This is a genomic window from Exiguobacterium sp. s16, from assembly GCF_018618115.1.
GTDB lineage: Bacteria > Bacillota > Bacilli > Exiguobacteriales > Exiguobacteriaceae > Exiguobacterium > Exiguobacterium mexicanum_A.
The window spans coordinates 233,621-247,575 of sequence record NZ_JACSLM010000001.1 but is presented as its reverse complement, the minus strand read 5'-3'; the positions used below and the strand labels follow the sequence as shown (position 1 = coordinate 247,575).

General features: G+C 54.1%; 17 protein-coding genes and 1 other annotated feature. Of the genes, 4 read left to right on the top strand and 13 right to left on the bottom strand.

Annotation, left to right across the window (positions count from 1 at the left end):
• The first annotated feature begins 92 nt into the window (after positions 1-92).
• The 4 genes from KNP86_RS01305 to KNP86_RS01290 all read left to right on the top strand — a co-directional run bounded on the left by KNP86_RS01305 (position 93) and on the right by KNP86_RS01290 (position 3,328).
• The gene (locus tag KNP86_RS01305) at positions 93-1,223 is read left to right on the top strand and encodes a cysteine desulfurase family protein (protein ID WP_251130397.1); all 1,131 of its coding nucleotides are present in this window, start codon (positions 93-95) and stop codon (positions 1,221-1,223) included.
• Positions 1,201-1,740 carry a transcription repressor NadR gene (locus KNP86_RS01300; protein ID WP_034776872.1) on the top strand — a complete coding sequence of 180 codons (540 nt, stop codon included), beginning with the start codon at positions 1,201-1,203 and terminating at the stop codon, positions 1,738-1,740. The genes KNP86_RS01305 and KNP86_RS01300 overlap by 23 nt, the downstream gene beginning before the upstream one ends.
• Positions 1,741-1,844: 104 nt before the next feature.
• Entirely contained in the window at positions 1,845-2,426 is a 582-nt protein-coding gene (locus KNP86_RS01295; protein ID WP_214752544.1) for a DedA family protein, read from the top strand.
• A 125-nt stretch (positions 2,427-2,551) separates the two neighbouring features.
• Positions 2,552-3,328: an NUDIX domain-containing protein gene (locus KNP86_RS01290; RefSeq protein ID WP_214752542.1), complete on the top strand. Its 777-nt coding sequence runs from the start codon at positions 2,552-2,554 to the stop codon at positions 3,326-3,328.
• A 44-nt stretch (positions 3,329-3,372) separates the two neighbouring features.
• Here KNP86_RS01290 and KNP86_RS01285 read toward each other — a convergent pair whose 3' ends face one another.
• The 13 genes from KNP86_RS01285 to KNP86_RS01225 form a co-directional block, all read right to left on the bottom strand.
• Positions 3,373-4,659 carry a hemolysin family protein gene (locus KNP86_RS01285; protein ID WP_034776869.1) on the bottom strand — a complete coding sequence of 429 codons (1,287 nt, stop codon included), beginning with the start codon at positions 4,657-4,659 and terminating at the stop codon, positions 3,373-3,375.
• 15 nt (positions 4,660-4,674) lie between these two features.
• The gene (gene obgE / locus KNP86_RS01280) at positions 4,675-5,964 is read right to left on the bottom strand and encodes a GTPase ObgE (RefSeq protein WP_034776868.1); all 1,290 of its coding nucleotides are present in this window, start codon (positions 5,962-5,964) and stop codon (positions 4,675-4,677) included.
• Complete coding sequence (locus KNP86_RS01275; protein WP_034776867.1) at positions 5,965-6,405, bottom strand: Spo0B domain-containing protein; 441 nt, start codon at positions 6,403-6,405, stop codon at positions 5,965-5,967.
• Between the two features lie 76 nt (positions 6,406-6,481).
• Positions 6,482-6,763 carry a 50S ribosomal protein L27 gene (gene rpmA, locus KNP86_RS01270; protein ID WP_016508537.1) on the bottom strand — a complete coding sequence of 94 codons (282 nt, stop codon included), beginning with the start codon at positions 6,761-6,763 and terminating at the stop codon, positions 6,482-6,484.
• A gap of 12 nt (positions 6,764-6,775) precedes the next feature.
• A complete protein-coding gene (locus KNP86_RS01265; protein ID WP_034776866.1) occupies positions 6,776-7,111 on the bottom strand; it encodes a ribosomal-processing cysteine protease Prp in 336 nt (111 codons plus the stop codon).
• 3 nt (positions 7,112-7,114) lie between these two features.
• On the bottom strand, positions 7,115-7,423 hold the full coding sequence (rplU, locus tag KNP86_RS01260; RefSeq protein WP_015881153.1) for a 50S ribosomal protein L21: 309 nt from the start codon (positions 7,421-7,423) through the stop codon (positions 7,115-7,117).
• A gap of 15 nt (positions 7,424-7,438) precedes the next feature.
• Positions 7,439-7,510 (bottom strand) — a sequence feature (ribosomal protein L21 leader region).
• A 55-nt stretch (positions 7,511-7,565) separates the two neighbouring features.
• Complete coding sequence (locus KNP86_RS01255; RefSeq protein WP_138859739.1) at positions 7,566-8,891, bottom strand: ribonuclease E/G; 1,326 nt, start codon at positions 8,889-8,891, stop codon at positions 7,566-7,568.
• Between the two features lie 42 nt (positions 8,892-8,933).
• Positions 8,934-9,791, bottom strand: a complete 858-nt coding sequence (gene minD, locus KNP86_RS01250) for a septum site-determining protein MinD (RefSeq protein ID WP_051627738.1) — start codon at positions 9,789-9,791, stop codon at positions 8,934-8,936.
• Positions 9,792-9,796: 5 nt separating this feature from the next.
• Positions 9,797-10,465 carry a septum site-determining protein MinC gene (locus KNP86_RS01245; RefSeq protein ID WP_232939187.1) on the bottom strand — a complete coding sequence of 223 codons (669 nt, stop codon included), beginning with the start codon at positions 10,463-10,465 and terminating at the stop codon, positions 9,797-9,799.
• A 5-nt stretch (positions 10,466-10,470) separates the two neighbouring features.
• On the bottom strand, positions 10,471-10,965 hold the full coding sequence (gene mreD, locus KNP86_RS01240; protein ID WP_052090206.1) for a rod shape-determining protein MreD: 495 nt from the start codon (positions 10,963-10,965) through the stop codon (positions 10,471-10,473).
• A gap of 1 nt (position 10,966) precedes the next feature.
• The gene (gene mreC / locus KNP86_RS01235) at positions 10,967-11,857 is read right to left on the bottom strand and encodes a rod shape-determining protein MreC (RefSeq protein ID WP_034776861.1); all 891 of its coding nucleotides are present in this window, start codon (positions 11,855-11,857) and stop codon (positions 10,967-10,969) included.
• Positions 11,858-11,870: 13 nt separating this feature from the next.
• Positions 11,871-12,908, bottom strand: coding sequence for a rod shape-determining protein (locus tag KNP86_RS01230; RefSeq protein WP_034776859.1), 1,038 nt, complete (start codon positions 12,906-12,908; stop codon positions 11,871-11,873).
• A 204-nt stretch (positions 12,909-13,112) separates the two neighbouring features.
• Entirely contained in the window at positions 13,113-13,949 is an 837-nt protein-coding gene (locus KNP86_RS01225; RefSeq protein WP_214752540.1) for a DUF2785 domain-containing protein, read from the bottom strand.
• Positions 13,950-13,955: the final 6 nt, after the last annotated feature.

The window sequence follows — 13,955 nt, the reverse complement described above, 5'->3', positions numbered from 1 at the left end:
TATATCACCTGTTTTTCATATGTAATGTTGACTTGTAAACTAGTTTCGCATAATTTTGTGAAGAAGACAACATGAGAAAAGGGGAACTTACGATGAACCGTTACTTTGATTATGCGGCGACGCACCCGATGACAAAATCCGCTCTCGACCATTACGTGGCCATGGCACGAAGCGTATACGGTAACCCGTCTTCCCTCCACACGCACGGCTATATGGCGGAAGATTACTTGACCGAATCCCGACGGTTGTTGAAGCAGGCGCTCGGGCTCGACATGCTCCGCGGCAAGCTCCTCTTCACCGGAAGCGGCTCCGAAAGCAACTACATCGCCCTCACGAGTCTCCGGAAGCGCATGAAAGGCAGTGAAGTCATCACGTCGTGGCAAGAGCACGACTCGGTCGCGCTTCTGCTTGACGAGTGGGAAGCAGAAGGCGTGATCGTTCACCGCTTGAAGCTGAAGGACGGACGGTTCGACCACGAGACGTTCACGCATTTGCTCGACCGTGACATCGGGCTCGTCACGTTTCAACACGTCAACTCGGACACCGGCTGGACGCTTCCGCTCCACAACATCCTCTGCCAATTGAAATATAAGAAAGTGTTGTTCCACGTCGACGGTGTCCAGGCGTTCGGCAAGATCCCGGTCTCCGTCGACGGGATTGACGCCTATTCGTTCAGCGCCCATAAAGTCGGGGGCCCGAAAGGCGTCGGTGGCCTCTATATGGAACGGCTGTTGCCACCGCCCTATTATCCGGGACACCATCAATACGGCATCCGTCCCGGCACCATCGACGTGCCCGGCATCTGCGCTTTCGTCAAAGCGTTCACCGACCGTCACGAGCAACGGACACGTCATGAAAGAAATTTCTTGGCGTTTCGTGCTATCTTGAAAGAGAAGACATCGTCTTACGTGGATTGGCTCGAGTTCGACCAGCAGAGCCCCGCCATCTTCTCGTTCGTCTCGAAACAGCGGGACGGGCAATGGTGGATGACCGAACTCGACGGGCTCGGGTTCCAAGTGTCGGCAGGGTCGGCCTGTCGGGCCGGCCAGAACGGACCGAACCGAATGCTCGAGTCGCTCGGCTATGAGACGAGCGCCTGTCACGGGCTCGTCCGCATTTCTTTCGGCGAAGACACGACCGTCGAGGCCACGACGGCACTCGCCGAAGCCATCGTCACTTTAGCAAGGAGAGTAGGAACTTATGAACAAACGCTTAGCCGGTGAAGAACGCCGGCGCACGTTACTGGAAATGATTGAACAGAGTTCCGAGCCGATCACCGGCTCCGAGCTCGCCCGCCGCGTCGCCGTCAGCCGACAAGTCGTCGTCCAAGACTTGTCGCTCTTGAAGGCGAAGGGCCATCAGATCGTCGCGACCGCCCGCGGGTACGTCTATTTACCAGGTGAGGCGTCACCGTCCGCCTATACCCGTAAAATCGTCTGTCGCCACGAGGCCGAGGACATGGAAGCGGAGATGAACGCCATCGTCGACGAGGGTGTCACGATTCGCGACGTCATCATCGACCATCCTGTCTATGGTTCATTGACGGGGCAATTGATGGTGAAGAGCCGCCGCGACGTCCGTGCTTTCCTCGAACGGGTCGAGGCGAACCAAGCCGCCCCGTTGTCGCATTTGACGGGTGGTCTCCACATTCATACGCTCGAGGCCGATAGTGAAGACGCCATCGATGCCGCCGTCTCAGAACTTGAACGACTCGGCGTCCTCGTCTCCGAGCTCGACTAAGATGTCACAAATACGTGACATCTTTTCTTTTGCTTTCGACTCATGTTCGTTATACTGATGGATGGAATGCATCCTGTACAAAATTTGGAAAGGAGGGAACGGTCATGTGGCACTTCTTTGAACAACTGTTGCTCGGGTGCGGCGTTTTCAGCGTCCCGCTCGGCATCTTCATCCAATTCATCCCGAACGAGCTCGTGCTCGCTTACGGGGGCCACTTGATCGGTTCCCTTGATACGTCGTTCCTGTTCGTCTTCCTGCTTGCCTGGGCGGCGTTCGTCATCAGTCAAATCGTCTTATATGGGATTGGCCGCTACGGAGGACGCCCTGTCGCCCTTCGCCTCTATCGGTCGTTCCGCATCAACGAGGCGAAGCAACGCCGGGCCGAAGTCTGGTTCGAGACGTATGGCGCCTGGATCGTCTGTCTGAGCGTCATTTGGCGCCAACTGTTCGCCGTCAGCGCCGGGGTCATGCGGTTATCGTTCCAGAAGTTTTTGACGGTGACCGTCCTCATCTTCGCCGTCTGGTCGTTCCTCTTCGTCAAACTCGGGATGATGCTCGGCGACAATTGGCGTCACATCGGTGAAGTCACACACGGGTTCTTGCCGTACGTCGGCATCGGCATCGGACTGTTCTTTCTCGTCCGCTACGTCCGCGCGAATCCGCACCTATTCAAAAAGTCAGCCTGAGCAGATGCGCTCGAGCTGACTTTTTTTGATATAGAGGGAAAACGGATCGTGATGACGAATATAGAGTTATGAGGAAAGCGTTTTTTTCTCGGAATAGAGATACCACCTTCAAAGGAGGAATTACCATGTTCCATCGTCGAAAAACGTACACCATCCGTCCTGAACGCTTAGATGAATTCACCGAGTTTTTCCATACATACCTGTATCCGATTCAGGTATCGCACGGCGCACGGCTCGTCGGTCGTTGGGTGACCGAAGACAAGAGCGAGGTCATGGCCCTGTGGGAATACCGCGACCGCGAGCACTACGAACAAGTCGAACGCGATTACCGCTCGAGCGGCTTACGCCGCGAGGCAATGAAGAAGCGGGCCCGTCTCGGCAAAGATTTATATATCAAGTCGAGTGAGGAATTCATGATGCCGACCGGTCACTATACGCCACCGCGTACAATCGTCTCCGTGACCGCCTACGTCACGAACGAGGCCGGTGAAGTATTGCTCGTCCAGAACACGCACCGGAGCGACACGTACGAGATGCCAGGTGGTCAAGTCGAGGAGCATGAGTCGATCGTCGACGCCGTCCATCGTGAAGTGAAAGAAGAGACCGGTGTCGATATTGAAGTCGAAGGCATCACCGGTATTTATCAAAACGTCTCCTCGCGCGTGCTATGCGTCACGTTCCGTGCCCGCTACATCTCCGGCGACCTGCAACCGCAGGAAGGCGAGACGCAAGAGGTCGGTTTCTTCAAGGTCGATGCGTCGAACGTCGGCGACTACATCAAACGAGAGCACTTCCAAATGCGTCTCGTTGATGCGATCGACCCGACATATATGCCGCACGCCATCTATAAAGTTCGGCCATACGAGCTGCTCGAACGCGTCGAGCGCCATCATACCGTCTAAACAAAAGGAGGGACCGCCAGTTGGCGGTCCCTCCTTCAGTTCGTTTACGCTTGTTCGACCGGTTCGGATTGACCCGTCTCGACGAGCAATTTGCGAATCCGACGCTTTTCGACGTGGAGAACGGTGAACGTCATGTCATCGTACGTGACACGCGCACCTTTCTCTGGAATGTCTCCTAATAGTTCGACGATCCAACCACCCATCGTGTTGGCATCTACTTCAGGTTCTTTAATTCCCATCTCATCAGCGAACTCATCGACATCCATGTCGGCCATACACTCGTAGACGCCGTCACGAAGTCGTCTCAAATAGACGATCGATTCGTCGTGCTCGTCCCAAATGTCTCCGACGAGCTCCTCGAGCATATCTTCGAGTGTGATCAGACCGGCCGTCCCGCCGAATTCGTCTAGGACGACGGCCATGTGCGATTGTTTTTGCTGGAGTACAGGAAGCAGCTCAATCAATTTTGTCTGTGGCGATACGTACGTGAGCGGACGAATGAGCGAACGGACGTCCGTCACTTCATCACGCATCATCGAACGAAGGAAATCACGCTCTGACAACACCCCGATGACGTTGTCAATCGAGTCTTTATACACCGGCAGACGAGAATGTCCACCGCTAAAGATCGTGTCTTTGATCTCTTCAAGCGTATCGTCAATGTCGACGGCGAGGATATCGATCCGCGGCGTCAACACATCGTCGACGGTAATGTCGTTGAAGGCGAAGGCGCTATGCACGAGTTCCGCTTCGGTCTCGCCGAGCACCCCTTCTTCTTCTCCCATATCGACGAGCACTTTCAACTCTTCTTCCGTCACCGACGGCTCTTTGTCGTTCATCCCAATCATACGGAGTACCAACTTCTTCAACCCGGTAAAGATCATCGTCACCGGTTTCAAGACTTTGACGAGGAACAACAAAATGCCGCTGATGAGAAGCGAATACTTCTCCGCGAACTCTTTCGCGAGCGACTTCGGTAAAATCTCACCGAAAATCAAGATGACAATCGTCGTCGCGAACGTCGAGATGACGAGTCCGGCCCCGCCCGAGTAGATACTCGTGGCGATGGCCGTCGACACCGTCGCGGCACCGATGTTGACGATGTTGTTCCCGACGAGGATCGTCGAGAGCGTGTCATCGAAGCGGTCGACGAGGTGGAGGACGCGCTTGGCGCCCTTGTCCCCGTCTTCACTCATACGAATCATCCGGACGCGGTTCACACTCGAGAGCGCGGTCTCGGCAGAAGAGAAAAAGGCTGACAACATAACTAAAACTGCATAAAGAATTAAACTAGACGAGGGCACAGGGTCCACGTTTACTTCACACTCCATTTCATTAATAAAAGATTATTCGACAAATTCGAATTCAAAGTCCAAGATGGCGACGACGCTGCCGTCTTCGGCACCCAACTTGCGAAGGTCGTCATCGACGCCCATTTGACGCATTTGACGCGCGAAGCGTTTGATCGACTCGTCGTGATCGAAGTTCGTCATCTTGAAGAGCTTCTCGATGCGCGGCCCCGTGATCACGAAGCGTTCGTATTCATCGACATGAATCTGATACCCTTTCTCTTCCTTCTCGTAACGATAAACGACACGTGGTGTGGCCGTCTTCTCTTCGAGCTCTTCGAGTGGGAACTCAGGTGTCGAGTCCACGAGATTAGCTACTTCGATGAGTAGGTTGCGGAGTCCTTCTTTGGCGAGTGCCGAGATCGGGAAGACTTTGACGTCATCTCCGATTTTCTTCTGGAACTCTTCCAATAATTCCGGCGCATCCGGCATGTCCATCTTGTTGGCGACAACGATTTGCGGACGTTCGAGGAGGCGTAAGTTATACGACTCGAGCTCGCGGTTGATCGTCGTGTAGTCTTCGAACGGGTCGCGCCCTTCCATGCCGCTCATATCGATCATGTGGACGATGACTTTCGTCCGCTCGATGTGACGAAGGAACTGGTGACCGAGACCGACGCCTTGGCTCGCCCCTTCGATGAGTCCTGGAAGATCGGCCATGACGAAGTCACGGTCGTCCGCCGTCTTGACGACACCGAGGTTCGGTGTGATCGTCGTGAAGTGGTACGCGCCGATTTTCGGGCGTGCCGACGAGACGACTGACAAGAGCGTCGATTTCCCGACTGACGGGAATCCGACGAGACCGACGTCAGCGAGCAATTTCAACTCAAGACGCAATTCGCGCTCTTGACCTGGCTCCCCGTTCTCGGCGATCTCTGGTGCCGGGTTGGCTGGCGTCGCAAAACGACAGTTCCCGCGGCCACCGCGTCCGCCTTTGGCGATCGTGGCCCGTTGGCCGTGCTCGGTAAGGTCGGCGATGACCGTATCGGTCGATGCATCAAATACGATCGTACCTGGTGGGACTTTGACGACGAGCGGCTTCGCTTTTCGTCCGTGCATGCCTTTCGACATCCCTTTTTCACCGTCATGGGCGATGAACTTTTTCGAGAAGCGGAAATCTACGAGCGTGCGCAATCCTTCTTCTACTTCGAATACGACGTCACCACCGTGACCGCCGTCTCCTCCTGCTGGTCCACCGTCTGGAACATACTTCTCGCGGCGGAACGCGACCATCCCTTTACCGCCGTCTCCAGCTTTTACAAAAATATTAACCTGATCGACAAACATTTAATTCCCCTCCTTTATAACGAACGTAGAACATTCTACTGTCTGCTCGTACACTTCGTCTGACGTGAACACGTCGTCCGGCACATGACCGAAGACGCGGACCATCAGTCCGTCCGTGAACGTCACATGAATCGGTCCATCCGTTCCTGACAGAAGACGGACAAGTTTGTCCGCCACACGCGCGTCGTCGAGCGACACACGGTCGGCCGATACCTTGTAGGTCAACCGCCCTTCCCAATTCGCTTGTATGATGACGAGACTCGTCATCGGCAAATCCAAACGAATGAGCGCACTCTCCTCGTCGGCGTGCTGACGATATCGCTCGTACAGCTCCTCGAGTTTTTCAGGCTCGAGCGCCGCATACAAGGAGATCATCTGAAGCCGATTCATCCATTCGTGACGGACGGTCGATAATAGTTTCAGTGCTGCCTGTGAGTTCATGCAATCCTCTCCTAGGTAAAACTAGTAAAAAAGACTCTAACCAAATAAGTGGCTAGAGTCTTCTGCGTGGTTCTACTTACGCAACTGGGTAAACGCTCACTTGTTTCTTGTCGCGACCAAGACGCTCGAAGCGTACTACGCCGTCAACTTTAGCAAACAATGTGTCGTCGCCACCACGGCCTACGTTTTCACCTGGGTGAATTTTCGTACCGCGTTGACGGTAGAGAATCGATCCAGCTGAAACCGTTTGTCCGTCAGCGCGTTTAGCGCCGAGGCGTTTCGAAATCGAGTCACGACCGTTTTTAGTCGATCCTACTCCCTTTTTCGATGCGAAGAACTGAAGGTTCAATTGTAACATGAGGTCCACCTCCTATTGTTCAATTTGGATATAATCACCGTAACTCTGGGCGATCGTGTCTAGTTGCACGAGCATCCCTTCTAATAACAATTGGGTGCGAGTCATATCCTCCGGTGATAGGTCAGGATACGTCTCGACATAAAAGTAGCCACCCTCTGTTTTGTCTGCCATTTCTACAAGAAGCGACTGACCGGCGAGTACCTCGACAGCGTTGTATGCCCCAAAGATGATGGCAGAAACGCCGGCACATACCAAGTCAGAACCGGGTTCGGCAAAGTTGGCGTGACCTGTCACTTCGACGGAACGAATCGACTTCGTCTCGTCTCGTCTGACCGTTACTCGAATCATAGCTTACGCTTCGATTTTCTCGATGCGAACTTTCGTGTAAGGCTGACGGTGACCTTGCTTACGACGGTAGTTTTTCTTAGCTTTCATTTTGAAGACAGTGATCTTCTTAGCGCGGCCGTGTTTTACCACAGTACCGACAACTTTAGCGCCCTCTACGAGTGGAGCTCCGACTTTAACATCGTCACCACCAACGAAAAGAACTTCACCGAATTCTACAGTACCCTCGACATCAGCATCGAGTTTTTCGATGTAGATCTCTTGACCTGCTTCAACTTTGATTTGCTTACCACCAGTTTTGATGATTGCGTACATATACGTGCACCTCCTTATTAAACTCAGACTCGCCATCCAGGGCAGGGCGAAACCGTTTCAACCCGTTCTGTGCGGTTGTAGCCATTTGGGTGCTTCCAAACGAACTAACGTTATAGATAATACCACTCTCGTTTCATCGTTGTCAATGACGAGATACGAAATTCTGACATTCCTCGAGCGTCCCGTAGAACGCCACATCCGGTTCTCCCTCGACGAGGAGGACCGTGCAGGCAAACCCATCCCACGACGCGTCGTGCCACTTGCCCGGGAGCGTCAAGACGACCGCTTCGACTTCCGGCGCGAGCTCCATCAAAGCACGTTCAATCCGAGAGAAGACGGCGAGCTTCGACGGCTTCCCGTCGTGCGTCATCCGGTCTTGAATCGAACGTCCCGTGCGTTCCCGGGACAGCTCGAACAAGCCCATACGCGTGAAACCGTACACTTCGACGCGGCGTGGATCACGGGCGCCGAGCTCTTTCATCTTTTTCAAGAGCCGGGCCTGCCCGTCTTTTGACCCGCGTAAGAAGTCGATGACGACCATGCCGCCGATATTGCGCAGCCGGAGCTGCTCCATGACCGCGTAGAGCGCGGCCTCGTTGATTGTGTCGGCCGCCCGTCCCTTGTCCTTGACGGCGACGTTCTTGCCGCTGTTGACGTCGATGACGGTCATCGTCTCAACTTGTTCGACCAAGACGTAAGAACCACCTTCAAGCCAGACGACGCGCTGTCCGAGCTTTTCAATCGCCCCGTCGAGCCGGGCCGCTTCTTTCATCCGACCTTTGCCGACATGGCGTTCGACGTTGACCTCGAGCCGTGATAACCGCTCTTGTGCTTCCTTGTCGTTCAACATGACCGACTCGACCGCATGGCGGCGCACGAACTGTTCACACAGCAGCTCATCCTGCCCGCGTCGTGCCGTCACGACGTCCGCGGCGCGACGCCGAAGCAAGGCAAGTTCTTCTTGAAGGACGTCAGGGCTCGCTTGCCCTGACTCCGTCCGAAACAAGACCCCTTCCGCTTCTTCGAGCTCGAACACTTTCGATAACCGGTCCTGGGTGACGAGGTCGAGCTTCCGGCTATACAGCTTACGCCGGCCGTATGGGAAGTAAACGATGTAGCGTCCGCCGAAGCGGATGTTTTCCGTCACTTTATGATGTTTTCCGTTGATGCCTTCTTTCGTCACTTGGACGAGGCGTTTGTCACCGACGACGGCCGCCTGGCCGATGCCCGGCACGTTCGGATACGCCTCGAGCGCTTTGAGCGTCTCGGCAATCGGCAGGAAGAACGTCGTCTCGCCGGTCGTCAAAAACGCGGCGCCGAGCGACGGGTGAATCCGTTCGATCGCGGCCTCGAGAATCGTCCCGACCGACAGTTGGTCGATGAAGCGTTCCTCGACCTCGAGGAGGCGTTCCCCATCGACGAGCATGGCCCGTTCGATGGACGGGGTCCGTTCATAGATCAATCGCACACGTATCTCTCCTTTCGACACAAAAAGGCAACTTTCGTTGCCTTAGGCTTTTTTCATTCCAAACTTCATCATGAGCCGCGTCCAGAAGCCGACCGGTTTTTGTTCGGTCTGAATCGACATGAGCGGCACCGACTCGCCGAGAATGCGGCGCGTAATGTTGCGGTACGCTTGTCCAGCGTTGTTGTCCGGGTTCATCGTGACCGGCACTCCGCGGTTCGCAGCAGCGATGACTTCTTCATCGTCGACGACGACGCCGAGCAAGTCGATCGACAAGATACGCATGATGTCATCGATGTCGAGCATGTCGCCTGATTCGACGAGGTGGTTCTTGACGCGGTTGACGATCAGTTTCGGTGCCGCGACGTGTTCCGCTTGCTCGAGCATACCGATGATGCGGTCCGCGTCTTGAACGGCAGCCTTCTCAGGCGTCGTCACGACGACAGCCTCGTCGGCGCCGGCGATGGCGTTCATGAAACCTTGCTCGATACCGGCCGGACAGTCGATCAATACGAAGTCGTATTCGGTCTTCAACTGGTCGATGATTTCTTTCACTTGCTCCGGTTGAACCGACGTCTTGTCTTTCGACTGGGCCGCAGGCAAGAGATACATCTCTTCGAACCGCTTGTCACGGACGAGCGCCTGATGCAGCTTGCACTGCCCGTTGATGACGTCAACGAGGTTATAGATGCTCCGGTTATCGAGTCCTAAGATGATATCCAAGTTCCGTAGACCGATATCCGTATCGACGAGACAGACCGAGTGGCCAGACAATGCGAGGCCCGTCCCGAGGTTCGCGGTCGTGGTCGTCTTCCCGACGCCACCTTTCCCCGACGTCACGACGATGGCCCGACCTTTCTTCACTTCTTTAGCTGTATGTACAGGCTCTACTACTTGCTCCATCAAACTCACCCTCTCTGTAATTCCATTGCATATGCGTCTTTCAGCCCAGTCATGACTTGACGAAGACGCGTCATTTCAATGCCCTGATTCGTCTGATACGCGCATCCCATCTCGATCTCCGGAAGCTCTTCGTCGTCGTCCGACGCGAGCACATGTTCACCGATCGCTAAAAACTTCGGATGGAGCAGACTGGCGGTGATGACCGCTTCCTCCCATCCTTCGACACCGGCACGCACATTTCCTCGTATCGTCCCTAAACAATATATGCTGCCCGTTGCCCGAACCTCGGACCCCGGGTTGATGTCTCCGATAATGAGCACCGAGCCATCGAAATCGAGCACTTGCCCGCTTCGAATCGTCCCGCTATGGTAGTGGAACGTCTTTTTGCCGTAGGTCGCTTTCGCCTCTTCGGTCAACATGACCTCGCTCGACAGCTCCTCGATATAAAAAACGCCATGACGAGCGACGACTTCACGAATTTGACGTGACAGCTCCTCGTCGATGTAACGAGTACCCGCGTGCAATTTGAGTGCAATCTTCCCAGAGGGCGGCTCCATTTCTTGTAACGTGGCCTCAAGCTCTCCGAGCACCTCATCGATGCCACTCCGTGGATTGAAGTGGATTGCAATACCGTTGCGATGTCCTTTTATCGTAATATGTCGTTTACGCTCCATCATGGCTACCCTCTTTTCGCTACAGGCCGCGGCGCCACGTATCGTGTCATCGGCACGTATAACAGTGCGATGGCGACAGCGTTGACGGCGAGCGTCCCTGGAATCTGTTCAACTAATAGTGTTTGAATGGTCATGGTCGTCCCACCGACCGCCGTCATGACACTGAAAATCCCGAAAGAAAACACGAGGATCATGAATGTGAACGTGATGACGACCGAGAAGAAGTTCTCACCTATATATTTTAACACGAAGCTGACTAAGAGAGGAATGAGTGAAAAAGTAAATAAGTAAATTCCGAGCAAGTCGGTGTAGACGATGTCATACAATAGCCCGAAGACGAGACCGAATCCGAGCGCCGACTCCCAGCGGCCATACAAACTGACGTACATCAAGCCGATCAACGTCAAATACAAGAACGGCGTCACATAGTGCCATGAGAAGATGGCGGCCCATGTCCCTTCAATAAGAAAGAGGAGGAACAGGGCGATGAACACTTTCATGTTACTCACCCGCTGCTCCTCCTTCCTCGGGACCCGTCAAGAACGGTTCGTCTAGCGTTCGATCGATGACAAACATTTGCGAGAACTCGTTGAAGTCCGCCTCAGGTTTGATGCGGGCGACTTGAGACACGCCGTATTCGTCGGTTTCGATCGACTCAACCGTACCGATGACGAGACCGGCCGGATAGCGCCCACCGAGACCTGACGTCGACACGATCTCGCCTTCTTTCAACTTGACGCTGTTCGAGACCTTCGTGAAGAAGAGCTCGTTCGTCTCGCTGTCGAAGCCATCGATCGTCCCGTACGTCGCTTTGCCGTCCGCGTCCTTGACGACGGCCGAGACGTTGTTCGTCCGGTTGTTGTCAGAGAGGAGTTGCACTTGCGACGTATAGGCGCTCGTTTGGATGACGCGACCGACCATACCGCCGGCGGCCGTGACGGCCATGCCTTTCTCGACACCGCGCTCTTCCCCGACGTTGACCGTTACGTAGCGCTGCCAGTCGTTCGGCGTACGCCCAATCACTTCGGCGGGAATCAAGTCAAAGTCACGGAGCGACGTGTCGGACGCCTCGACCATTTGCCGCAATTCTTCGTTCTCACGGCGCAGGTCATCGGCCTCGACCGACACTTCCGCGTATTTCGTCAAATGTTGTTTCAATTGACGGTTCTCTTCATAAATATCTCGTACGTTCGAAATCGAGGACACGGTACTGTCCATCCAGCCGATCGGCACCGTGAACACCCGTTGGAACGTTCCGACCACATCACGCGTGACGTCTTGGTACCAGGCGGATTCCGACCGTCCTCGAATCGAAACCCCTAAAATCACAACGAATAAGATGATACCGATCAGCGTGATGATGAGCTTTTTATTGCGTACGAACCGGCTCATCGTGTGTCACCACTCATCGACGCGACGAGATGCCTGATTTTGAACGGAGGACGTCCATCATTTCAAGAGATTTTCCTGTCCCGATGGCGACGCAATCGAGCGGCTCATCCGCGACGAGTGTCGGGATGTGTGTCTCGTCCGAGATGACGTCATCCAAGTTTTTAAGGAGGGCTCCACCGCCTGTGAGGACGATGCCGCGGTCCATGACATCAGCAGCAAGTTCCGGCGGCGTCTGCTCGAGCGTTTGTTTCACGCCCGCGAGGATCGCTTCGACCGTATCCGAGAGTGCTTCGCACACTTCAGAAGCCGAGACTTCGATTTGTTTTGGAAGACCTGTCACGAGGTCGCGACCACGGATTTCCATTTTCTCATTCTCGTTCGAAGCGTCGATGCGAGCCGAACCGACTTCCATCTTGAGCGTCTCTGACGTCCGCTCCCCGATCATGAGGTTGTATTTGTTTTTGATGTAACGAATAATGGCGTCATCCATTTCGTCACCGCCGACACGAATCGATTGGCTCGTCACGATGCCGCCGAGTGAGATCACTGCGACTTCGGTCGTACCGCCACCGATATCAACGACCATCGAGCCTGTCGGTTCCCAAACCGGGAGACCGGCGCCGATTGCTGCCGCGAACGGTTCTTCGATTGTGTACGCTTCACGTGCGCCCGCTTGCTTGGCTGCGTCTTCGACGGCACGTTTTTCGACTGACGTGATGCCGCTTGGCACACAAATCATGACGTTCGTCTTCGATGAGAACAAACCGCTCTTCGACTTCTGTGCTTGCTCCATGAAGTATTTGATCATTGTCGCTGTCGTCTCGAAGTCGGCGATTACCCCATCTTTCATCGGACGGCGTGCCGTGACGTTGCCCGGCGTACGTCCAATCATATCCTTGGCCTGGTTACCCACGGCCTCAATTCTACCTGTATCTGTACGGAACGCCACTACGGACGGTTCACGAACAACGATGCCTTGACCTTTTACATAAACGAGCGTATTTGCCGTTCCAAGGTCGATTCCGATTTCTCGGTTAAAACTACGAAACATACGTGCTGCTCCTCTCTTGGTTACACTATTTTTTATTATAACGGAAAAATCATGTTTGAAAACGTTCATTCGATTACAGGTTATTTACAATAACGCGAATCTCAGTCCTGTCTCACCGTTTATTAGTGTGCCTTCTTTTCGGCAAAAAGGCAAATCAAAAAGCAAGCGCGTGAAAGCGCCTGCCTAGATTTTTATGGGTTCTCGTCAAATCTGCTTTAACGTCTCGAATACGGCGGTTTGAAGCATCGGTCGGTTTGCATCGTACAATTTCACGAAGAAGCTCTTTAGAAACGTTTTCACGTTATGGACGACGTGCCAATACTGCTCGGGCTCGAGTTGCTGTTTTTGTGCGCTCAGTTGAGCCGGCAGGCCGTCTAATAGAACGACGATTTCGTGCTCGTCCATCCCGCGCTCCAGCAAGGCGAAGATGGGATTCAGCAAGCGCTCATCCTCGTCGTGCAAATAAACGGTCGGAAACATCACTTTGTCCCATAGCGCCTCGAGGATCTCACCGAACTCCGTCTCATCAAGATATGGATGCAGGACGAGCTCGTCGAAGGCATCGGCCACATGGGCGATCGCATGGGCCCAACCTTTTATGGGCACGTACCCTCTCGTATCGATTTCACAATCGAGATATGCCAGGAGCTTCGCTTTCAACATCTCGAGATTCGTTTCCGATAAAAACCTTTGCTGGCGGTCTCGGTACAAAATCAAGGCGATCAATAGCGTCGAGAACGCCCGCGTGAAGACGGTATCGGATGCCGTCTCTCCGATGCCGTGGAACAAGTGGTATTTGAGTGTCGAATTGAATAGACCAGTCAGTTGTTCGTTCGTCAGTTGTTCGTCTTCGATGATGAATCGATAGAAGAGCGTGTAAATCAACTGATCTCGAAGCTCCGCATCCGTCGATCCGATATGATGGAGCATCGATTGGATGACCCGCTCCTCGTCTAATTCCTGTAACCGAACCGTCCCGTCCTTGATGTCCGTCAACATCAACTTCAAATCCCGTTCCTGATAGACAGTTTCCTCATTCATATCTGA

What these genes read in the sequence shown, in the direction of transcription:
- KNP86_RS01285 (WP_034776869.1), bottom strand. Translation starts at nt 4,659, where the DNA reads ATGGAGTGTGAAGTAAACGTGGACCCTGTGCCCTCGTCTAGTTTAATT.
- KNP86_RS01230 (WP_034776859.1), bottom strand. Translation starts at nt 12,908, where the DNA reads ATGTTTCGTAGTTTTAACCGAGAAATCGGAATCGACCTTGGAACGGCA.
- KNP86_RS01305 (WP_251130397.1), top strand. Translation starts at nt 93, where the DNA reads ATGAACCGTTACTTTGATTATGCGGCGACGCACCCGATGACAAAATCC.
- KNP86_RS01290 (WP_214752542.1), top strand. Translation starts at nt 2,552, where the DNA reads ATGTTCCATCGTCGAAAAACGTACACCATCCGTCCTGAACGCTTAGAT.
- minD (WP_051627738.1), bottom strand. Translation starts at nt 9,791, where the DNA reads ATGGAGCAAGTAGTAGAGCCTGTACATACAGCTAAAGAAGTGAAGAAA.
- KNP86_RS01265 (WP_034776866.1), bottom strand. Translation starts at nt 7,111, where the DNA reads ATGATTCGAGTAACGGTCAGACGAGACGAGACGAAGTCGATTCGTTCC.
- KNP86_RS01225 (WP_214752540.1), bottom strand. Translation starts at nt 13,949, where the DNA reads ATGAATGAGGAAACTGTCTATCAGGAACGGGATTTGAAGTTGATGTTG.
- mreC (WP_034776861.1), bottom strand. Translation starts at nt 11,857, where the DNA reads ATGAGCCGGTTCGTACGCAATAAAAAGCTCATCATCACGCTGATCGGT.
- rpmA (WP_016508537.1), bottom strand. Translation starts at nt 6,763, where the DNA reads ATGTTACAATTGAACCTTCAGTTCTTCGCATCGAAAAAGGGAGTAGGA.
- mreD (WP_052090206.1), bottom strand. Translation starts at nt 10,965, where the DNA reads ATGAAAGTGTTCATCGCCCTGTTCCTCCTCTTTCTTATTGAAGGGACA.
- KNP86_RS01245 (WP_232939187.1), bottom strand. Translation starts at nt 10,465, where the DNA reads ATGGAGCGTAAACGACATATTACGATAAAAGGACATCGCAACGGTATT.
- rplU (WP_015881153.1), bottom strand. Translation starts at nt 7,423, where the DNA reads ATGTACGCAATCATCAAAACTGGTGGTAAGCAAATCAAAGTTGAAGCA.
- KNP86_RS01295 (WP_214752544.1), top strand. Translation starts at nt 1,845, where the DNA reads ATGTGGCACTTCTTTGAACAACTGTTGCTCGGGTGCGGCGTTTTCAGC.
- KNP86_RS01275 (WP_034776867.1), bottom strand. Translation starts at nt 6,405, where the DNA reads ATGAACTCACAGGCAGCACTGAAACTATTATCGACCGTCCGTCACGAA.
- obgE (WP_034776868.1), bottom strand. Translation starts at nt 5,964, where the DNA reads ATGTTTGTCGATCAGGTTAATATTTTTGTAAAAGCTGGAGACGGCGGT.
- KNP86_RS01300 (WP_034776872.1), top strand. Translation starts at nt 1,201, where the DNA reads ATGAACAAACGCTTAGCCGGTGAAGAACGCCGGCGCACGTTACTGGAA.